Consider the following 20,089-nt stretch of genomic DNA (forward strand, 5'->3'; position numbering starts at 1 on the left):
CGCTCGCCATGAGCGCCCCGGTGCGGCCGGCATTCCTTGCGCGACACTTTACGCAGCGCAGAGGGGCAGGCCAGGGTGGCCCGGACAGATCGTCTACCCAACCAGCGGCAGGCTCGATTTCCGGTTCAACCAAGACAAGCAACGTGGGTTTCCAAGTTTCTCCGATGCGGCACGCAACGCGCATGCTGGCCCGGTCCCTGACCGGCGCGGCGCTGGTGCTGGCCCTGGCGCAGCCGACGCTGGCACGCCAGGCGCAGACCGAAGGGCTGGGAACCATTGCAGTGCAGCAGTTGCCCAACGAAGCGCGGCAGACCCTGGAGCGCATCGAAGCCGGCGGCCCGTTCCCGTATGACAAGGACGGCTCGAGATTCGGCAACTACGAACGCATCCTGCCGCAAAAGGAACGCGGTTATTACCGCGAATACACGGTCAAGAGCGCCAGGAGCCGGAACCGGGGAGCCAAGCGGATCGTCTGCGGCGGGGAACAGCGCGCCGCCAACGATTGTTACTACACGGAAGACCACTACAACAGCTTCAAACGGATACTCAAATGATGACTGACATTTTCGGACTGGGCGACGCCCTTGCCGCCCGCGAAGAGCGCGGCGCCGGAGATGGCTGGCAGCGGGCTCAGCAGCAGGCCCAGAACCTATACGACAACGTGCTGATGATGCCGAGCCAGGAGCTCATGCAAAAACTCCCGCCCGCGACCGCGCCCGTGGCCATGCCCGCCGGTCCCGGTTGGAACGACGGCACCAGCGAGGGGGCCATGAACCTGTTCAAGACGGTGCGCCCGAACATCGTCCAGTCGATCCGCGCCTTCCGCGTGCCGGAACTGGCCCAGGCCGCGGCCGATCTCGGCCAGCATTTCCTCTATGCCAATTGCGCGCATTGCGCGAGCAAGGCGGAGATCCTGGAAACCATCGCCACCTCGTTCACCTTCCCCAAGCATTTTGGCAAGAACTTCGACGCGCTGGCCGACTGCCTGACCGACATGATCTACAAGGCCGGCCCGCAGCCGGGTTTCGTGATCGTGCTGGAGGGGCTGCCGATCGCGCAGAAGTTCGACAAGGAAGCGCGCGAGGTGCTGCTCGACGTGTTCCGCGACGCCGCCGAGTTCTGGGGCGAGCGCAAGGTGCAATTCCGCGTGTTCTATTCGTTCGCCTGACCGCGCCGGCTGCGGTTCCACGGCATAACAGGCAAAAAGCCCGCTGATGCGGGCTTTTTGCTTGTCGGGCAGGCGCGGCGCTTATTCCTGCGCCGGCACATGGCCATGCGGCGTGAGCCGGTCGATCAGTTCCGGCAGGCCTTCGCTCAACTGCGCCGCCACGTCGTCCTGCGACATGCCGGTGCTCTGCGCCAGCGACTGCAGCGCGCCGGTGTCGTTCAGCGCATCACTCAGCGCCGACGGCGTGACCGGCTGGTTGGCGCCGCTGCCGATCCAGGAGTTGACCTGTTCGCCCAGCCCCGCCTGCGCCAGAATCTGCTGCAGCGCGCCGATGCCGCCGGCGGCCGCGCCCAGCGCCTGGCTGTTGGCCGGCGCGCCGCCCTGGCCGCCCAGCAGGCCGCCGAGCAGCGAGCCCAGGTCGAGTCCGCCGGTGGCGCCGCCCGGCGCGGTGCCGGCGCCGCCGCCGAGCATGCCGCCCAGCAGCCCGCCGAGGCTGCCCAGCCCGCCCAGGCCATCATCGGCTGCGGGCGAGTCGCCGGCGGCATCGCCGCCTTGCGCGCGGCTGCGCATGGCCAGTGTGGCCAGCAGCCCGAGCGCCATCATCAGCTTGGGGTCGAGCCCGCCGGCCTGGCCGCTCTCTGCGCGCGCGCCGCCGAGTTGTCCGAGCACACCGCCCAGCACGCTATCGAGTAGTCCCATGGTCGACTCCTTTCAGTCAGGGTTGCAACGGAACGCAGGGCCGGGGTGCCCCGTCGTCAGAATCCGCCCAGCAAGGCGTTCAGGGTGGCCAGGCAAACGAGCCCGGCGGTTTCGGTACGCAGGATGCGCGGGCCGAGCGACACGCCGGTGAAACCCGCCTGCAGCGCGGCCTGTTCTTCTTCGGGGGCCAGCCCGCCCTCCGGGCCGATCAGCAACGTGACGCCATTGGCCAGCAGTGCCTCGCGCCGTTCCGCCACCAGTGCCGGCAGCGAATGCGCGGCACGCGGCGAGAGCAGCAGCCTGGCGCCTTCGCCGGATGGTGCGACGCGCGCCAGCCACGTATCCAAGTTAGTGACCTCCGCCACTGCCGGCAAACGATTTCGGCCGCATTGCTCGCAGGCGGCCTGGACCAGCGCCTGCCAGTGCGCCTGGCGCTTCTGCGCGCGCTCGCCGGACAGCCGTACCACCGAGCGGCTGGCCTGCAGCGGCTGGATCGCCGCGACGCCCAGTTCGACGGCTTTCTCGATCAGCCAGTCCATCTTGTCGCCGCCGGCCAGGCCCTGCGCCAGCGTGACGCGGAAGGGCGGCTCGGCCTCGGCCGCGTCATGCGCGCCGATGCGCGCCAGTGCGTGGCGCTTGCCCAGTTCGACCAGCGTGGCGGCGTGGCTGCCGCCGCGGCCGTCGAACAGGGTGATGGCGTCGCCCGGCGCCAGGCGCAGCACCTGCGCGTGGCGCACCACCGCTTTGGGCAGCGGGAAATCCGATTCGGCGGCCAGCACGGCGTCCGCGCCGCCGACAAAAAATCGTGGTGCCATCAGCTTGCCTGGCTGGCCTGGGCGAGCGGCTTGCCGAAACCCCAGCGGTAGCCGTCGGGATCCTCGACCATGCAGTAGCGGTCGCCCCAGAACTGGTCGGCCGGCGCCATCAGGCTGACCGCGCCGGCGTCGACCGCGCGCTGGTGCATGGCGTCGACATCGTCGCAATAGACGTAGAAGGTCTGCGGGCACTCCACGCCCAGCGAGCGCGGCGTGCGCGCCGTGCTGCCCCACGCGCCCTCGGGTGCGAACATCACCACCAGCTGGCCCTGGTATTGCATCTCGGCGTGGGTGGGAACGCCGTTCTCGTCGACCACGTTGCCGGGGGTGAAGCCGAAGGCGCGGCCATAGAAGTCCAGCGCGGCGCGGCCGTTGGCGACGGTCAGGTAGGGGGTGAGCCAGGGGGTATTGGCCGGTCTGGTCATGATCGTCTCCTGGTTGCGGGAAACCCGGCGCGGCGGCGTGCCGCGCGGTGCGAGAGTGCATCTTACGCGTGCCGCGCTACGCTGTCGAAGTGCCGCGCCACGGTCCGCGCCACGTCCTTGCCAGGGCGCCGGGGTGAAGCATCAGGCATGCCGGGGCCGGGATAGTTCCGGTTGCCGGCATGCGGTGGTGCGGGCGGCCTGCGATGATCGCCCGGACTCGGCCGGAGGGGGCGTCGGGAGTCCGGAAAACCCCCTAGCTTCTGCTAAAATTGCGGTTTTCCTGCCGCCAAGGCTCACGCCGAATCCGCCCGCATGTCCGCCCTTGCCCATCCCGCCACAAGTCCCTTTGCTTCCCAGCCCGCCAAGCTGATGGCCGACGCCATCCGCGTGCTTGCCATGGACGCCGTCCAGCAGGCCAATTCCGGCCACCCCGGTGCGCCGATGGGCATGGCAGACATCGCCGTGGCGCTGTGGGGCCGGCACCTGAAGCACAACCCGAGCAACCCGCAGTGGGCCGACCGTGACCGCTTCGTGCTGTCCAACGGCCACGGCTCGATGCTGATCTACGCGCTGCTGCACCTGACCGGCTACGACCTGCCGGTCGAAGAGCTGAAGAACTTCCGCCAGCTGCACAGCAAGACCGCCGGCCATCCGGAATACGGCATCACGCCGGGCGTGGAAACCACCACCGGCCCGCTCGGCCAGGGCATCACCAACGCGGTCGGCATGGCGCTGGCCGAGCGCCTGCTGGGTGAAGAATTCAACCGCCCGGGCTTCGACATCGTCGACCACTACACCTATGTGTTCCTGGGCGACGGCTGCCTGATGGAAGGCATCTCGCACGAAGCCTGCTCGCTGGCGGGCACGCTCAAGCTGAACAAGCTGATTGCGCTGTGGGATGACAACGGCATCTCGATCGACGGCGACGTGGTGCACTGGTTCAACGACGACACCCCGAAGCGCTTCGAAGCCTACGGCTGGAACGTGATCCGCGGCATCGACGGCCATGACGTCACCGCCGTCGACCTGGCGATCTCGCAGGCCAAGGCCAGCGACAAGCCGACCCTGATCTGCTGCCGCACCAAGATCGGCAAGGGCGCGCCCAACAAGGAAGGCGGCCACGACGTGCACGGCGCGCCGCTGGGCGGCGCCGAAGTGCTGGCCACGCGCGAGGCGCTGGGCTGGGCCCACGCCCCGTTCGAGGTGCCCGCAGACGTCTATGACGCCTGGGACGCCAAGGCCAACGGCCAGGCGCTGGAGCGCGCCTGGAATGCGCTGTTCGAATCGTATGCCGAGCGCCACCCGTACGAAGCCGGCGAATTCACCCGCCGCATGAAGGGCGAGCTGCCGGGCTCGTTCGACGCCGCCGTCGAAGCCTTTATCGCCAAGTGCGAGGAAAAGGCCGAGACCATCGCCACCCGCAAGGCCAGCCAGAACACCATCGAGGCCTTCGGCCCGGTGCTGCCCGAGTTCCTCGGCGGCTCGGCCGACCTGACCGGCTCGAACCTGACCAACTGGTCGGGCAGCAAGGCGGTGCGCGTCGATGCCTGGGGCAACCATATCAACTATGGCGTGCGCGAGTTCGGCATGAGCGCGATCATGAACGGCATCACGCTGCACGGTGGCTACATTCCCTACGGCGCAACCTTCCTGACCTTCTCGGACTACAGCCGCAATGCACTGCGCATGGCGGCGCTGATGAAGATCCGCTCGCTGTTCGTGTTCACCCATGACTCGATCGGCCTGGGCGAAGACGGCCCGACGCACCAGTCGATCGAGCACGTCGCCAGCCTGCGCCTGATCCCCAACATGGACGTCTGGCGTACCGCCGACACCACCGAGACCGCCGTGGCCTGGGCCGAGGCGATCCGCCGCGAGAACGGCCCGAGCTGCCTGATCTTCAGCCGCCAGAACCTGCCGTTCCAGCAGCGCGACGACGCCACCCGCGCCAATATCGCGCGCGGCGGCTACGTGCTGCGCGACAGCGTCAACACCAGGACCGGCCGGCCGGACGCCGTGATCCTGGCGACCGGCTCGGAAGTGGGCCTGGCCGTAGGCGCCGCCGATGCGCTGGCCGCCGAAGGCGTGCATGTGCGCGTGGTGTCGGTTCCCGCGACCACCGTGTTCGACAAGCAGGACACCGCCTACAAGGCCAGCGTGCTGCCGGCCGGCGTGCCGCGCGTGGCGGTCGAGGCGGGCGTGACGGACTTCTGGTGGAAGTACCAGGTCCAGGCGGTAGTGGGCATCGACACCTTCGGCGAATCGGCCCCGGCCGGCGTGCTGTTCAAGCACTTCGGCTTTACCGTCGAAAACGTGGTCCGTACGGTGAAGGACACCCTTATCTAAGCATCCGGGCGCTGGAGCCGCGCGGTGCGCCGCGTGGCAGACGCGGCGCCCACCGGTTTCAATCGATCCTCAGGAGAGACAGTCATGACCATCAAGATCGGCATCAACGGCTTCGGCCGCATCGGGCGCATGGTGTTCCGCGCCGCCGCCGCCAACTTCAAGGACATCGAAGTCGTTGCCATCAACGACCTGCTCGAGCCCGACTACCTGGCCTACATGCTGAAGTACGACTCGGTGCACGGCCGCTTTGACGGCGAAGTGTCGGTCGACGGCAACACGCTGGTCGTCAATGGCAAGAAGATCCGCCTGACCGCGGTGAAGGATCCGGCCGAGCTGAAGTGGGGCGAAGTCGGCGCCGACGTGGTGATCGAGTCGACCGGCATCTTCCTGACCAAGGAAGGCGCGCAGAAGCACATCGACGCGGGCGCCAAGAAGGTGATCATGTCGGCCCCGTCGAAGGACGACACCCCGATGTTCGTGTACGGCGTGAACCACGACACGTACAAGGGCGAGGCGATCATCTCCAACGCCAGCTGCACCACCAACTGCCTGGCCCCGGTGGCCAAGGTGCTGAACGACAAGTGGGGCATCAAGCGCGGCCTGATGACCACCGTGCACGCTGCCACCGCCACCCAGAAGACCGTCGACGGCCCGTCCAACAAGGACTGGCGCGGCGGCCGCGGCATCCTGGAAAACATCATCCCGTCGTCGACCGGCGCTGCCAAGGCCGTGGGCGTGGTGATCCCGCAGCTGAACAAGAAGCTGACCGGCATGTCGTTCCGCGTGCCTACCTCCGACGTGTCGGTGGTCGACCTGACCGTCGAGCTGGAAAAGTCCGCCTCGTACGAAGAAATCTGCGCCGAGATGAAGGCCCAGAGCCAGGGCGCCCTGAAGGGCGTGCTGGGCTATACCGAAGACAAGGTGGTCGCCACCGACTTCCGCGGCGATGCCCGCACCTCGATCTTCGACGCCGAAGCCGGCATCGCGCTGGACGGCACCTTCATCAAGGTCGTGAGCTGGTACGACAACGAGTGGGGCTATTCGAACAAGTGCCTGGAAATGGCACGCGTGGTGGCCAAGTAATCCGCACCTTCCGCGCTCACGAAAACGCGCCCGCGGGCGCGTTTTTCTTTTTTCAGGCAGGATGCTGGTCTGCTGGCGCGACTGAAATAGTTGCGTCAGAAAAGAATGATAAAAGTGGAACCCTAAGGTCGAGGATAGCTGAGGCTGAAGTGCTGGTTGCGCCGCCGCTAATGTACGCATCTACGATCAATTGCGGCAAAATCGCGCAATTTTTCGAAGTTATGCCAGGGACGGCCATTCCAGAAATGCCGAATTTGCTTTCCGAGCCTGATTTTTCCTCTTACACTATTAAGACGCTGTTGAAATCTGATGTGCAGCCAGTGCAAGTGGTGGGGCCATCTTAGCTGTGAAAAATCTGACCGGGGGCCTGATCATGGTGAACGTAGACACAAAGCTTCTAGTGATCTTCACCGAGCTGCTGAGCAAGCGTAATGCCACCTACGTGGCGGAGAAAATGCACATGACCGCGCCGGCGGTCTCGCATTCGCTGGGCAGGCTGCGCGAAATCTTTGACGATCCACTCTTTATCCGCGTCCCGCACGGGCTGACGCCGACGCCGCGCGCGCTCGAGCTGGGACCCAAGATCCGCGACATGCTGGACCTGTGGTCGTCCATCAACGAGGGCGACGCGGACAACTTCGATCCGGCCACCGCCACCGGCACGCTGAGCATCGGCTTTGCCGCGGAACTGGGCGACACGGTGTTCAACCGTTTCGTGCTGCGCATCAAGGCGCTGGCGCCGGACCTGCACATCAAGCTGGTCGAGTCCCATTCGTGGGAGACCGATGTGGCGTCGATGCGCGCCAATGAACTCGACCTGGGATTCTCGCCGTTCCCGACCCGCCATCCGGAGATCGTCGAGGAAATGGTGACGTCGCTGAACCTGTGGGTGTGCGCGCGCAAAGACCATCCGGTGCTCAAGGGTCACTGCACGCTCGAGCAATACCTGGACTGCGGCCATATCTTCATGGCGCACTCCGGCGGCTCGGGGCGCCCGGCGCCGTCGCTGATCCCGCTCGACTACGCACTGCAGCAGCGCGGCCTGAAGCGCAACGCCTCGCTGACGGTCCATTCGTGGCGCGCCCAGGCCGAACTGGCCTCGCAGACGGACATGATCTTCACCGTCAATGCGCTGACCAAGGACATGGCCTGCGAAACCTACGGTCTGAAGGCCTTCCCGCTGCCGGCGGAGCTGAACACCACGCTCGGCCTGAACATGTTCTGGCACCGCAGCCGCAACACACACCCGATGCTGGTGTGGGCGCGCGGCCTGTTCCGCCAGGTGGTGGGCGAGTTCGTCGGCCTGCCGCAGGCACGCCCGGCCCGGGTGGTGAGCGAGCAGGACCTGCAGGACCTGCAGGCGCGCTGACCCGCGGCAGCAAGCCACAACAAAAAACCGGCGCCTGGCGCCGGTTTTTTGTTGTCCGTCTGCGCTCCGGCAAGGGAGCGAGCGGTTGCTTATCGTTTGGGTCTGTGGGGACAGTTTGTTTTGGTGCAGTTGCCGTACAGCGACAACGCGTGTTCCTGCAGGGTAAAGCCGCGCTCGCGCGCAATGCTTTGCTGGCGCTGCTCGATCTCGGAATCGAAGAATTCCTCGACCCGGCCGCAATCCAGGCACACCAGGTGGTCGTGGTGCTTGCCTTCGTTGAGCTCGAAGATCGCCTTGCCGGATTCAAAGTTGTTGCGCGACAGCAGGCCGGCCTGCTCGAACTGGGTCAGCACGCGGTAGACGGTGGCCAGGCCGATATCCATATGCTCGTTGAGCAGGATGCGGTAGACGTCTTCCGCGCTCAGGTGACGCTGTTCGCTGGTCTGAAAAATTTCAAGAATCTTCAGCCTGGGCACGGTCGCCTTCAGGCCGATATTCTTGAGGTCCGCCGGACTCGGCATGTGGGTGACTCCCTAGAGTACAATGTCTGGATAGTTGAATCATAAGGGTTTTGGCAGCAAAAGTCGCTCGTGCCGACGATGTCCAGAGGTCGGCGTCGCGTGCCCGGCAAGCTTGCCGACCCATGTGGTTGCGGCGGCAGATGCCATCCGCTCGTGTGGTGCAATCGGCGCATTTTGCGCCGTTTTCATGCCCGCGCAGCCCGTTCTCTGCCGCGTTACTTTTCTTTCCCTCCGGAAACGAGATCCATGCGTTCTATCCGTTCGTCCGCCATGCGTCCGACGCTGGTTGTCTCCCTGCTGGCCGCGGCCCTGCTGGCCGGCGCCTGCTCGGCCTACGATTCCACTTCGCGCAAGGTAGCCAACGCCATCACGCCGTACCGGATCAACATCGTGCAGGGCAATTTCGTGTCGCGCGAGGCCGCTTCGCAGCTGCGCGAGGGCATGACCCGCGACCAGGTCAAGTTCCTGCTCGGCACGCCGCTGCTGACCGACGTGTTTCACGCCAACCGCTGGGATTATGTGTTTTCGTTCCGCCGCGGCAATACCTCGGTGGTGCAGCAGCGCCGCTACACGGTGTTCTTCGACGGCGACCGCCTGGTCAAGTTTGGCGGCGACGAACTGCCGTCCGAGTATGAGCTGATCGCCGAGATCGACGGCATGAAGAAGGCGCTCAAGGAGCAGACGCCGGGCAAGATCTCCACCAGCGCGGCCGCGGCCGCGGCCCCGGCCGAGCAGCAGACCACGGTCGAGAACTTCGTGCCGCGGCAGGCGCAGCAGCCGGAAGCGGCCGGCGCTCCCGCACAACCGGCGCAGGCGGCCCAGCCCGCCGCCGAGCCGTCGGCTCCGGCCCAGGCCACCGCGCCTGCCGACGCGGCCAAGCCAGCCGCCAACTGATCGATCACGCGCGCCGGCTTCGGCGCGCTGCCGGTTTTCCGCGCCGGCCAGGCATGGCCGGCTCGCTTCCCTTTCGCGCACCGCGCATATTCCGCAGAGCCAGACACCATGAACATCGCCATCGCAGGCGCATCGGGCCGCATGGGCCGCATGCTGATCGAACAAGTGCTGAACACCGAGGGCGTGAAGCTGTCGGGTGCGCTCGACGTGCCGGGCTCGCCGGCGCTGGGCCAGGATGCGGGCCTGTTCCTGGGCCGCAACACCGGCGTCGCGATCACGGCGGACCTGGAAGCCGGCCTGGCCGGCGCGGACTGCCTGATCGACTTCACCCGTCCGGAAGGCACGCTGGCGCACCTGGAGGCGGCGAAGAAGCGCGGCGTCAAGATGGTGGTCGGCACCACCGGCTTCGACGACGCCGGCAAGGCCGCGCTGGCCGAGGCCGCCAAATCGATCGGCATCGTCTTTGCCGCCAACTTCAGCGTTGGCGTCAATGCCACCTTCAAGCTGCTGGAAGTCGCGGCCAAACTGCTTTCGACCGGCTATGACATCGAGGTGATCGAGGCCCACCACCGCTTCAAGGTCGACGCCCCGTCGGGTACCGCGCTGAAGATGGGCGAAGTGATCGCCGATGCGCTGGGCCGCGACCTCAAGACCTGCGGCGTCTTTGCCCGCGAAGGCCATACCGGCGAGCGCGATCCCGCTTCGATCGGCTTTGCCACCATCCGCGGCGGCGATATCGTCGGCGACCACACCGTGATGTTCGCCGGCATCGGCGAGCGCATCGAGATCAGCCACAAGTCGTCGAGTCGCCAGTCGTATGCCGACGGCGCGGTGCGCTCGGCCCGTTTCCTGGCGGACAAGCCGACCGGCCTGTTCGACATGCAGGACGTGCTGGGCCTGAAGTAAGGCCAGGCCCGGGCGGCCAGCGCTGCCGCCACGGTTATAATCGATTGCTTTAGCATTGCACGCCGGGCGGGCGCCCACACTGGCGCCCGCCGCTTTCCTTCGAACGAATCTTCCCGGATGCCGGCAGGCCAGTTGCCGCGCAGACGCTGTCCTTGACCGCTGTCCCGACCATGCAAGACAAATACCTTCCTTCCGCCGTTGAACAAGCCGCCCAGCAGCACTGGCAAGCCATCGACGCCTATCGCGTGTCGGAGCATGCGGTCGGGGCCGACGGCAAGGAGAAGCCCAAGTTCTACGCCTGCTCGATGCTGCCGTACCCGTCGGGCAAGCTGCACATGGGCCACGTGCGCAACTACACCATCAACGATGTGATGGCGCGCTACCTGCGCATGAACGGCAACAACGTGCTGATGCCGATGGGCTGGGACGCGTTCGGCATGCCGGCGGAGAACGCGGCGCTGAACAACGGCGTGGCGCCGGCCGCCTGGACCTACGACAACATCGCTTACATGAAGAAGCAGATGCAGTCGATGGGCCTGGCGATCGACTGGTCGCGCGAGGTGGCCACCTGCAGCCCGGACTACTACCGCTGGAACCAGTGGTTGTTCCTGAAGATGCTGGAGAAGGGCATCGCCTACCGCAAGACCGGCACCGTCAACTGGGACCCGGTCGACCAGACCGTGCTGGCCAACGAGCAGGTCATCGACGGCCGCGGCTGGCGCTCGGGCGCGGTGGTCGAAAAGCGCGAGATCCCGATGTATTACCTGCGCATCACTGACTATGCGCAGGAGCTGCTGGGCGACCTGGACCAGCTGGGCTGGCCCGAGCGCGTCAAGGTGATGCAGCAGAACTGGATCGGCAAGAGCGTGGGTGTGCGTTTCGCCTTTACCCACGACATCCCGGGCGAGGACGGCAAGCCGATCCACGACGGCAAGCTCTACGTCTTCACCACGCGCGCCGACACCATCATGGGCGTGACCTTCTGCGCGGTCGCCGCCGAGCACCCGCTGGCCACGCACGCCGCGCTGAACAACCCCGAACTGGCCGCCTTCATCGACGAATGCAAGCATGGCTCGGTCATGGAAGCCGACATGGCGACCATGGAGAAGAAGGGCATGCCGACCGGCCTGCAGGTGGTGCACCCGCTGACCGGCGACAAGGTCGACGTGTGGGTCGGCAACTACGTGCTGATGAGCTATGGCGACGGCGCCGTGATGGGCGTGCCCGCGCACGACGAGCGCGACTTCGCCTTCGCCAACAAGTACGGCCTGCCGATCAAGCAAGTGATCGACGTGAAGGGCCAGCCGTATTCGACCGACGCCTGGCAGGAATGGTACGGCGACAAGGAAAACGGCACCTGCGTCCACAGCGGCAAGTATGACGGCCTCGGCTACCAGGCCGCGGTCGAAGCCATCGCCGCCGACCTGGGCGCGATGGGCCTGGGCGAGAAGAAGACCACCTGGCGCCTGCGCGACTGGGGCATCTCGCGCCAGCGCTACTGGGGCACGCCGATCCCGCTGATCCACTGCGACAGCTGCGGCGTGGTGCCGGTGCCCGAGCAGGACCTGCCGGTGGTGCTGCCCGAAGACCTGGTGCCGGACGGCACCGGCAACCCGCTGGCCAAGGACCCGCGCTTCCTGCAGTGCACCTGCCCGTCGTGCGGCAAGCCGGCGCGCCGCGAGACCGACACGATGGATACCTTCATCGATTCGTGCTGGTACTACATGCGCTATACCTGCCCGGACGCGGCCACCATGGTCGATGCCCGCAACGACTACTGGATGCCGATGGACCAGTACATCGGCGGCATCGAGCACGCGATCCTGCACCTGCTGTACGCGCGCTTCTGGACCAAGGTCATGCGCGACCTGGGCCTGGTCAAGTTCGACGAGCCGTTCACCAACCTGCTGACGCAGGGCATGGTGCTGAACGAGACCTTCTACCGCGAAGACGCCTCGGGCAAGAAGCACTGGTACAACCCGGCCGATGTCGACGTGCAGACCGACGAGCGCGGCCGCCCGGTGGGCGCCACGCTGAAGGCCGACGGCCAGCCGGTGGTGATCGGCGGCATCGAGAAGATGTCGAAGTCCAAGAACAACGGCATCGACCCGCAGGCGCTGATCGACCAGTACGGCGCCGATACCGCTCGCCTGTTCGTGATGTTCGCCGCGCCGCCCGAGCAGCAGCTGGAGTGGAGCGGTTCGGGCGTGGAGGGCGCGTCGCGCTTCCTGCGCCGCGTGTGGAACCATGGCTATGCCAACGCCGCCGCCATCCGCGACGGTGCCGCCGGCGCGCCGGGCGCGGACGATGCCGAGCTGCGCCGCGAGATCCACGGCGTGCTCAAGCAGGCCAACTACGACTACCAGCGCATCCAGTACAACACCGTGGTGTCCGCCACCATGAAGATGCTGAACGCGCTGGACGACGCCAAGACCGCGTCGCCGGCGGCGCGCCGCGAGTGCTTCGGCATCCTGTTGCGCGTGCTGTACCCGGTGGTGCCGCACATCACCCACGGCCTGTGGGAGCAGCTGGGCTATGCCGCCGAGGCCGGCGACCTGCTCGACGCTCCGTGGCCGCAGGTCGATGAAGCCGCGCTGGTGCGCAGCGAGATCGAGCTGGTGCTGCAGATCAACGGCAAGGTGCGCGGCAGCATCACCGTGCCCGCCGACGCCGACCGTGCCGCGATCGAGGCCACCGCCGCCGCCAGCGACACCGTGGCCAAGTTCGCCGAAGGCAAGGCGCCCAAGAAGATCGTGGTGGTGCCTGGCCGCCTGGTCAACGTGGTGCTTTGACAGCGCCGTCCGCCCGCCGGAACCTGACAAAGGAATCGCCAACCATGAAGCGACTGAACCTGGGACGCCGCAAGCTGCTCGCGGCACTGCTGGCAGTGCCGGCCACCGGCCTGCTGGCCGGCTGCGGCTTCCATCTGCGCGGCAACTCGGACTTCGCCTTCAAGCGGCTGTATATCGGCATCCCGCCCAACTCGCTGATGGGCGCGGACCTGCGCCGCGCCATCCGCGGCGGCTCGGACACCCAGGTGGTGGCCGACCAGAAAGAGGCCGACGCGTTGCTGGACGTGCTGCAAGACACCCGCACCAAGACCATCCTGTCGATCACGACCGAAGGCGTGGTGCGTGAATACCGCTTGACCCAGCGCTTCACCTTCCGCCTGCGCGATCCCGCCGGCAAGGAACTGATCGCGCCGTCGCAGCTGGTGCTGACGCGCGACCTGACCTACAACGAAGCCAATACGCTCGCCAAGGACTACGAAGAGCAGCAGTTGTACCGCGACATGCAGCGCGACATCGTGCAGCAGCTGATGCGCCGGCTGGCCGCCGTCAAGGCAATCTGAGCGGGCACGGCTGACGGCATGCAGCTCAAGCTCGACGGGCTCGACGCGCACCTGCGCCAGGCCAAGGCCAAGGGGCTGGCGCCGCTGTACGTGGTGCACGGCGACGAGCACTTGCTGGTGCTGGAAGCGGTCGACCGCCTGCGTGCCGCGGCGCGGGAAGCGGGCTTTTCCGAACGCGAGGTGCTGGTGGCCGAGCGCGGTTTCCACTGGGGCCGGCTGGTCGAGGCGCAGCAGTCGATGTCGCTGTTCGGCGACCGCAAGATCGTCGAGCTGCGCATCCCCTCGGGCAAGCCCGGCAAGGACGGCGGCGAGGCGCTGCGCGCCGTGACCGCGCAGGCGTCGCCCGACGTGGTGATGCTGGTGACGCTGCCGCGGCTGGACTTTGCCGCGTCCAAGTCGGCCTGGTTCCAGGCGCTGGAAGGCGCCGGCGTGTCGATCAAGGTCGATACCGTGGACCGTACCCGCTTGCCGGCGTGGGTCGGCGAGCGGCTCGCGCTGCAGCAGCAGCGCGTGCAGGCCGGCGAGCCGGGCCGGCTCGCGCTGCAGTTCATCGCCGACAAGGTCGAGGGCAACCTGCTGGCGGCGCACCAGGAGATCCAGAAGCTGGGACTGCTGTACCCGCCCGGCGAACTGAGCTTCGACCAGGTCCACGACGCGGTGCTGAACGTGGCCCGCTACGACGTGTTCAAGCTGTCGGAATCGATGCTCTCGGGCGACGTGCCGCGGCTGGTGCGGATGCTCGAAGGGCTGCGCGGCGAGGGTGAGGCCACGGTGCTGGTGCTGTGGGCGCTGACCGAGGAAATTCGCGTATTATCCAAGGTCCGGCAAGGGCTCGCGGCCGGCAAGCCGGCGGGCGTGCTGATGCGCGAGCTGCGTGTCTGGGGCCCGCGCGAGCGGCTGGTGCCGCAGGCCGCGCAGCGCCTGGCGCAGCCCCGGCTGGAAGCGGCGCTGGCGCTGGCCGCGCGGCTGGACCGCCAGGTCAAGGGCCTGCAGGACCTGCCGCCGCCAGGCAGCGCGCCGCTGCCGGCCGAGCCGTGGGACGGCCTGCAGCAGCTGGCGCTGATGATTGCGCGCTAGGGGCTGCCTGGAAGGCTTGCTCCCCTGGCGGTTTGCTCCCCTCTCCCGCTTGCGGGAGAGGGGCAGGGGGTGAGGGCAGGCGGTGGCATACCGACAGCCGTACTTCGTAGCGACTCCCGCCCTCACCCCAACCCTCTCCCGCAAGCGGGAGAGGGAGAAAACATACATTGACGGCCATCACCCCCGGCCACTGACATGACCGAGCTCGACCTCAACCAATACATGGACCGCGTCGGCCGCCAGGCCCGCGCGGCGTCGCGCGCGATGGCGCGTGCCTCCACCGCCGACAAGAACCGTGCGCTGCTGACCATCGCCGCGGCGATCCGCCGCGATGCCGACAAGCTCAAGGCCGTCAACGCACGCGACGTCGAGCGCGCCCGCGCCAACGGCCAGGACGCCGCCTTCGTCGACCGCCTGACGCTGTCGGACAAGGCCATCGACACCATGGCCGCGGGCCTGGAGCAGATCGCCGCGCTGGCAGACCCGATCGGCGAGATCTCGAACATGAAGTTCCGCCCGACCGGCATCCAGGTGGGCCAGATGCGCGTGCCGCTGGGCGTGATCGGCATCATCTACGAGTCGCGCCCCAACGTCACCATCGACGCCGCCGCGCTGTGCCTGAAGTCGGGCAACGCCACCATCCTGCGCGGCGGGTCCGAGGCGATCGAATCCAACACCGCGCTGGCTGCGCTGGTGGCCGAAGGCCTGTCCGCGGCCGGCCTGCCGTCCGAGGCGGTGCAGGTGATCGGGACCACCGACCGCGCCGCGGTCGGCCGCCTGATCACCATGACCGAATACGTCGACGTGATCGTCCCGCGCGGCGGCAAGAGCCTGATCGCGCGGCTGATGGAAGAAGCGCGGGTGCCGATGATCAAGCACCTGGACGGCATCTGCCACGTCTATATCGACGCCGAGGCCGACCTGGACAAGGCGGTGCGCGTCTGCGACAACGCCAAGACCCAGCGCTACGCGCCGTGCAACACCATGGAGACGCTGCTGGTGTCGCGGGACATCGCCGCCGCGGCGCTGCCGCCGCTGTGCCGCATCTACCAGCAGAAGGGCGTCGAGCTGCGCGTGTGCCCGGCCACCCGCGCCACGCTGGAAGCCGCCGGCTTTACCGGCCTGGTCGATGCCGCCGAGGAAGACTGGCGCCTGGAATACCTGGCCCCGATCCTCGCCATCAAGACGGTGGCCGGACTGGACCAGGCCGTCGCCCATATCAACGAATACGGCTCGCACCATACCGATTCGATCATCACCGAGAACTACTCGGCGGGCATGCGCTTTATCCGCGAGGTCGATTCAGCGAGCGTGATGATCAATGCCTCGACCCGCTTTGCCGATGGCTTCGAGTATGGCCTGGGCGCGGAGATCGGCATCTCCAACGACAAGCTGCATGCGCGTGGGCCGGTCGGGCTGGAAGGGCTGACCTCGCTCAAGTACGTGGTGTTCGGGCACGGCGAGATCCGGACCTGAAGCGCCGGGCCGCCAACAACAATAACCACTGCAAGCCAAGGTCTGTCCGCCGATGCTCTGGGTCAAAGCGCTGCATATCGTCTTCGTCGTTTCGTGGTTCGCCGGCCTGTTCTACCTGCCGCGCATCTTCGTCAACCTGGCGATGGAGACCGACGCCGCCGGCACGCAGCGCCTGCTGCTGATGGCGCGCAAGCTGTTCCGCTTCATGACCATGCTGGCGGTGCCGGCGGTGGTGTTCGGGTTGTGGCTGTACCTGGGCTACGGCATCGGCCGCGGCCCCGGGCAGGGCTGGATGCATGCCAAGCTGGCGCTGGTGCTGGTCCTGATCGGCTACCACCACGGCTGCGGCGTGCTGCTGCGCAAGTTCGAGGCGGGGCGCAACGCGCGCTCGCACAAGTTCTATCGCTGGTTCAATGAGCTGCCGGTGCTGGTGCTGCTGGCGGTGGTGATCCTGGTCGTGGTCAAGCCGTTCTGAGGCTGGCCGCGTTTCGCGTTTATTTCGCCTTTATATTGCAGCCTGATTCCGTCGCGGATACCAACATGAGCAAGCTGGTCGACTACTACCTGACGCCGCAATCGCCGTATGTCTACATGGGCCATGCCCGTTTCAGCGATATCGCCGCGCGCCACGGCGTGCAGGTGAACCTGAAGCCGTGCGACCTCGGCAAAGTGTTCTCGGTCTCCGGCGGGCTGCCGCTGGCGCAGCGTCCGCCGCAGCGGCAGGCTTACCGGCTGGTCGAGCTCAGGCGCTGGAGCGCGTTCCTGAACATCCCGCTGAACCTCGAGCCGACGTTCTTCCCGGTGTCCGGTGACGCCGCCAGCAAGCTGGTCATTGCCGCGCAGCTGGCGCACGGCACCGCGCGCGCGATGGCACTGACCGGCGCGATCGGCGCGGCGGTGTGGGCGCAGCAGCGCAATATCGCCGATGCCGCCACGCTGGCGCAGATTGCCGACGAGGCCGGCCTCGATGGCGCCGGCCTGGTCAGGGCGAGCGAGGCCCAGTCGGTGCAGGCCGCCTATGCGCAGAACACGCAGGAGGCGATCTCTGCCGGCGTGTTCGGCGCGCCGTGGTACGTGTACGACGGCGAGCCGTTCTGGGGCCAGGACCGCCTCGACTTTCTCGACCGCGCGCTGGCCGCGGCCTGACCTAAGCTACCGTTACTTCCCCGTCCGCCACGGCGGACGTTTTTGTTTGCAGGAATCCCTCTCATGACCCAAGCCTTCTTTGCCCCTTGCCCGCGCGGCCTGGAGAGCGCGCTCGCCGAAGAGCTGCGCGAGATCGCCGCGATGCCGGGCGTGGCCGCGCTGGCGCCGTTCGCGGTGCACCAGGAAGTGCCGGGCGGCGTGAACTTCTCGGGCGAGATGGCTGCCGCCTATGCGGTCAACCTGCATTCGCGCATTGCCAGCCGGGTACTGATGCGTGTCGCGGCGCGCGGCTACCGGCACGAGGACGACATCTACACGCTGGCGCGCGGGGTGCGCTGGGAGCAGTGGTTTTCGCCCGACGAGTCGCTGCGCGTGGATATTACGTCGCACAAGTCGCCGCTGCGCAGCCTCAATTTCACCGCGCTGCGAGTCAAGGACGGCGTATGCGATGCCATGCGCGAGCGGCTGGGCGCCCGGCCGAGCGTCGACACCGTAAGCCCGGATGTGCGCATCTACGCCCACCTGACCGAGCGCGACTGCACGCTGTATCTCGACACCAGCGGCGAGCCGCTGTTCAAGCGCGGCTGGCGCACCGAGAAGGGCGAGGCCCCGCTGAAGGAAAACCTGGCGGCCGGCATCCTGCGCCTGGCGGGCTGGGTGCCGGGCCAGACCTTCCGGCCCTTCTACGATCCGATGTGCGGCAGCGGCACCTTCCTGGTCGAGGCCGCGCAGGTGGCGCTGGGCATCGCGCCCGGCGGCAGCCGCAGCTTTGCCTTCGAATGGCTCAAGGGCATGGATACCAAGGCGTGGCAGAAGCTGAAGTCGGACGCGCAGCGCGCCCGCATGCTGGCCTCTGCCGATGAGCTGCAGGTGGTCGGTTCGGACATCTCCACCGACATGCTGGCGATCACGCGCGCCAACTGGGAACGCGCCGGCCTGCCGGGCGAGGCGCGCACCAAGCAGGTCGACGCACGCTTCGTGCAGCCGCCTTATGACGAGCCGGGCCTGCTGCTGATGAATCCGCCGTACGGCGAGCGCATTGCGGTGCGTGGGCAGCGCCGCGCGCCGGAAGACGAACAGCCGCGTGACGAGGTGGAAGAGGCCGCCGCCAACCAGTTTGCCAGCGCCTTTGCCACCACCCTGAAGCAGCATTTCGCGGGCTGGCAGGCGTGGGTGTTCACCGGCGACCTGGGCTTCCCGCGCCGGCTGCGGCTGAAGGAATCGCGCCGCACGCCGCTCTACAACGGCAATATCGAGTGCCGGCTGTTCCGTTTCGACATGGTGCGCGGCGCCAACCGGACGCAGCAGGCGGACTGACCCCGGCTGCGCACCGGTGCTGTGGCGTCAGGGGCGCTTGCGCCCCGTCAGCGCGTCCGGGTTGCGGCTGAAGTCCGCCAGGAAGCTCTGCAGGCTGACCACCGGCTCCTGCAGCAGGTGGCGCGGCAGGTCGAACAGCGCGTAGAAGAATTCTTCCCTGCCTTCGCAGCGCTCGGCCGGCAGGCAGTATTGTTCCCAGTCGACGCAGGCCGGCGTGTACATGCCGTTGCCGGGCCAGAAGAAGGGCACCAGCCGGCCTTCGCGCAGGCCTTCGATCAGCGCGGCGGGGGCATCGTAGGCCTCGGCCGATTCCACCTGCGTCATCAGCCCGGCGCGGGTCTCGATCACCATCAGGGTGGCGTGGCCCTGCGCGGTCAGCAGCAGGATGCCGGCGGGATTAGGGTACAGGTAGTACTCGACAAAGCCGTAGCGCGCGGTCAGCTGGCGCACGCGCTCGGTCATGGCCGGATCGGACAGGAACGAGAACGAATGCCGCGTCAGCAGCTCGCGCAGCGTGCGCGACAGCGTGGCGAAGTACGCCTGCTGCATGGCCTCGATTTCCTGGTCCAGCCGCTCCACCATATTGCTGTCGTGTTTTTTCACATAGCGGTCGATCAGCCCGTGGTTGAAGCCCTGCACGGCGATGCTTTCATCGGCGGTGCCGGTCAGCAGGATGGTCTTGCACGGCAGGTCCTGCAACGCCTGGCAGAATTCCAGGCCGTCCATCTGCGGCATCGAATAGTCGACCACCACCACGCCGGGCTGCAGGAAGCGGTTGACGTCGTGGATCTGGCGGTAGATGCGGTCGATGTCGAGCTGGACCGTGCGGCGCTCGGTCAGGAAGGTCAGGTCGTCGTGGGTGACGCGCACCGGCAGGAAACCCGGGAAGCGGGTGGCGTAGGCTTCGCGGATCCACTGCAGCGCTTCGCGCGGATCGGTGAAGGTGATCACCCCGCGCGCGGCATCCATCTGGAACGCCAGGCTGTCGATGAAGGACTTGCTGTCATCCACAAGGACAGTCAGGACCGGGTGATGGAAGACCGACAGATTCCTGTCGTGCGGATTGAAGGTCATGGAGCGGCGGGCAGGGGTTGGCACAGGCGTGGCGCAAGTGGCAAGCCAGCGTGCGTATTCGCAGGCCAGTATAGCGCGCCGTGGCTGCCTTGCAAGGCACGCCTTGCGGCCGGGGCCGCCTGCGGCGGGGGAGGGACGGGGCGCGGCCCTTGTTCCAGCAGGGCCGGCGGGCCAGGGCGGTGAACCGCGCCGGAACCACGAAAGCCCGCGCCCCCGGGGCGCGGGCCGGAGCGGCTGTGCGACCTTAGTCGACCGCCTTGAACATGTCCTCGACCACCTTCTTGGCGTCGCCGAACACCATCATGGTCTTGTCCATATAGAACAGCTCGTTGTCCAGACCGGCATAGCCGGCGGCCATCGAGCGCTTGTTGACGATGATGGTCTTGGCCTTGTACGCCTCCAGGATCGGCATGCCCGCGAT

Annotated in this window: 20 protein-coding genes; 14 read left to right on the forward strand and 6 right to left on the reverse strand. The window is 67.1% G+C overall.

The features are described 5' to 3' along the window. The first annotated feature begins 182 nt into the window (after positions 1–182). Positions 183–554: a ribonuclease domain-containing protein gene (locus U9J39_RS21350; protein WP_115711726.1), complete on the forward strand. Its 372-nt coding sequence runs from the start codon at positions 183–185 to the stop codon at positions 552–554. Continuing rightward, positions 551–1,168: a barstar family protein gene (locus U9J39_RS21355; protein ID WP_018006331.1), complete on the forward strand. Its 618-nt coding sequence runs from the start codon at positions 551–553 to the stop codon at positions 1,166–1,168. The genes U9J39_RS21350 and U9J39_RS21355 overlap by 4 nt, the downstream gene beginning before the upstream one ends. 81 nt (positions 1,169–1,249) lie before the next feature. Here U9J39_RS21355 and U9J39_RS21360 read toward each other — a convergent pair whose 3' ends face one another. The 3 genes from U9J39_RS21360 to U9J39_RS21370 are packed head-to-tail and all read right to left on the reverse strand — an operon-like array spanning position 1,250 to position 3,107. After that, the gene (locus U9J39_RS21360; RefSeq protein ID WP_115710787.1) at positions 1,250–1,867 is read right to left on the reverse strand and encodes a YidB family protein; all 618 of its coding nucleotides are present in this window, start codon (positions 1,865–1,867) and stop codon (positions 1,250–1,252) included. A 56-nt stretch (positions 1,868–1,923) separates the two neighbouring features. Beyond that, positions 1,924–2,682 carry a 16S rRNA (uracil(1498)-N(3))-methyltransferase gene (locus U9J39_RS21365; protein ID WP_326347978.1) on the reverse strand — a complete coding sequence of 253 codons (759 nt, stop codon included), beginning with the start codon at positions 2,680–2,682 and terminating at the stop codon, positions 1,924–1,926. Further along, positions 2,682–3,107 carry a VOC family protein gene (locus U9J39_RS21370; protein ID WP_115710783.1) on the reverse strand — a complete coding sequence of 142 codons (426 nt, stop codon included), beginning with the start codon at positions 3,105–3,107 and terminating at the stop codon, positions 2,682–2,684. The genes U9J39_RS21365 and U9J39_RS21370 overlap by 1 nt, the downstream gene beginning before the upstream one ends. A gap of 312 nt (positions 3,108–3,419) precedes the next feature. Between U9J39_RS21370 and tkt the strand changes: the two genes are divergently transcribed. From tkt to U9J39_RS21385, 3 genes are all read left to right on the forward strand, one after another. Next, a complete protein-coding gene (gene tkt / locus U9J39_RS21375; protein ID WP_172581756.1) occupies positions 3,420–5,453 on the forward strand; it encodes a transketolase in 2,034 nt (677 codons plus the stop codon). Between the two features lie 84 nt (positions 5,454–5,537). After that, positions 5,538–6,536 carry a type I glyceraldehyde-3-phosphate dehydrogenase gene (gene gap, locus U9J39_RS21380; protein ID WP_012353847.1) on the forward strand — a complete coding sequence of 333 codons (999 nt, stop codon included), beginning with the start codon at positions 5,538–5,540 and terminating at the stop codon, positions 6,534–6,536. 373 nt (positions 6,537–6,909) lie between these two features. Then, on the forward strand, positions 6,910–7,905 hold the full coding sequence (locus tag U9J39_RS21385; protein WP_115681497.1) for a LysR family transcriptional regulator: 996 nt from the start codon (positions 6,910–6,912) through the stop codon (positions 7,903–7,905). An 89-nt stretch (positions 7,906–7,994) separates the two neighbouring features. Here the strand turns inward: U9J39_RS21385 and fur are convergent, their stop codons facing one another. Next, positions 7,995–8,426 (reverse strand): ferric iron uptake transcriptional regulator, encoded by a 432-nt coding sequence (gene fur / locus U9J39_RS21390; protein WP_012353845.1) that lies wholly within the window; start codon positions 8,424–8,426, stop codon positions 7,995–7,997. 246 nt (positions 8,427–8,672) lie between these two features. On the opposite strand from fur, the gene U9J39_RS21395 reads away from it, so the two are divergent. From U9J39_RS21395 to U9J39_RS21435, 9 genes are all read left to right on the forward strand, one after another. After that, positions 8,673–9,320 carry an outer membrane protein assembly factor BamE gene (locus U9J39_RS21395; RefSeq protein ID WP_326347979.1) on the forward strand — a complete coding sequence of 216 codons (648 nt, stop codon included), beginning with the start codon at positions 8,673–8,675 and terminating at the stop codon, positions 9,318–9,320. Positions 9,321–9,428: 108 nt separating this feature from the next. After that, the gene (dapB, locus tag U9J39_RS21400; RefSeq protein ID WP_326347980.1) at positions 9,429–10,226 is read left to right on the forward strand and encodes a 4-hydroxy-tetrahydrodipicolinate reductase; all 798 of its coding nucleotides are present in this window, start codon (positions 9,429–9,431) and stop codon (positions 10,224–10,226) included. A gap of 170 nt (positions 10,227–10,396) precedes the next feature. Further along, positions 10,397–13,018, forward strand: a complete 2,622-nt coding sequence (leuS, locus tag U9J39_RS21405; RefSeq protein WP_326347981.1) for a leucine--tRNA ligase — start codon at positions 10,397–10,399, stop codon at positions 13,016–13,018. Between the two features lie 44 nt (positions 13,019–13,062). After that, positions 13,063–13,578 (forward strand): LPS-assembly lipoprotein LptE, encoded by a 516-nt coding sequence (locus U9J39_RS21410; RefSeq protein WP_115681108.1) that lies wholly within the window; start codon positions 13,063–13,065, stop codon positions 13,576–13,578. A gap of 18 nt (positions 13,579–13,596) precedes the next feature. Continuing rightward, positions 13,597–14,655: a DNA polymerase III subunit delta gene (gene holA, locus U9J39_RS21415; RefSeq protein ID WP_326347983.1), complete on the forward strand. Its 1,059-nt coding sequence runs from the start codon at positions 13,597–13,599 to the stop codon at positions 14,653–14,655. Positions 14,656–14,850: 195 nt separating this feature from the next. Next, the gene (locus tag U9J39_RS21420) at positions 14,851–16,131 is read left to right on the forward strand and encodes a glutamate-5-semialdehyde dehydrogenase (RefSeq protein ID WP_326347984.1); all 1,281 of its coding nucleotides are present in this window, start codon (positions 14,851–14,853) and stop codon (positions 16,129–16,131) included. 52 nt (positions 16,132–16,183) lie between these two features. Continuing rightward, the gene (locus tag U9J39_RS21425) at positions 16,184–16,606 is read left to right on the forward strand and encodes a CopD family protein (RefSeq protein WP_326347986.1); all 423 of its coding nucleotides are present in this window, start codon (positions 16,184–16,186) and stop codon (positions 16,604–16,606) included. Between the two features lie 65 nt (positions 16,607–16,671). Continuing rightward, on the forward strand, positions 16,672–17,277 hold the full coding sequence (locus U9J39_RS21430) for a 2-hydroxychromene-2-carboxylate isomerase (protein WP_326347987.1): 606 nt from the start codon (positions 16,672–16,674) through the stop codon (positions 17,275–17,277). A 63-nt stretch (positions 17,278–17,340) separates the two neighbouring features. Continuing rightward, positions 17,341–18,594 carry a THUMP domain-containing class I SAM-dependent RNA methyltransferase gene (locus U9J39_RS21435; RefSeq protein WP_326347988.1) on the forward strand — a complete coding sequence of 418 codons (1,254 nt, stop codon included), beginning with the start codon at positions 17,341–17,343 and terminating at the stop codon, positions 18,592–18,594. Between the two features lie 27 nt (positions 18,595–18,621). On the opposite strand, the gene U9J39_RS21440 is transcribed toward U9J39_RS21435, so the two are convergent. Both U9J39_RS21440 and U9J39_RS21445 read right to left on the reverse strand, forming a co-directional pair. Then, positions 18,622–19,668, reverse strand: coding sequence for a response regulator (locus U9J39_RS21440; protein ID WP_018006347.1), 1,047 nt, complete (start codon positions 19,666–19,668; stop codon positions 18,622–18,624). A 244-nt stretch (positions 19,669–19,912) separates the two neighbouring features. Further along, on the reverse strand, positions 19,913–20,089 hold a 177-nt coding region (locus U9J39_RS21445; protein ID WP_326347989.1), incomplete at its 5' end, for an NAD(P)(+) transhydrogenase (Re/Si-specific) subunit beta.

This window comes from Cupriavidus sp. SS-3 (assembly GCF_035818815.1).
In the GTDB taxonomy this organism is placed as follows: Bacteria; Pseudomonadota; Gammaproteobacteria; order Burkholderiales; family Burkholderiaceae; genus Cupriavidus; species Cupriavidus taiwanensis_C.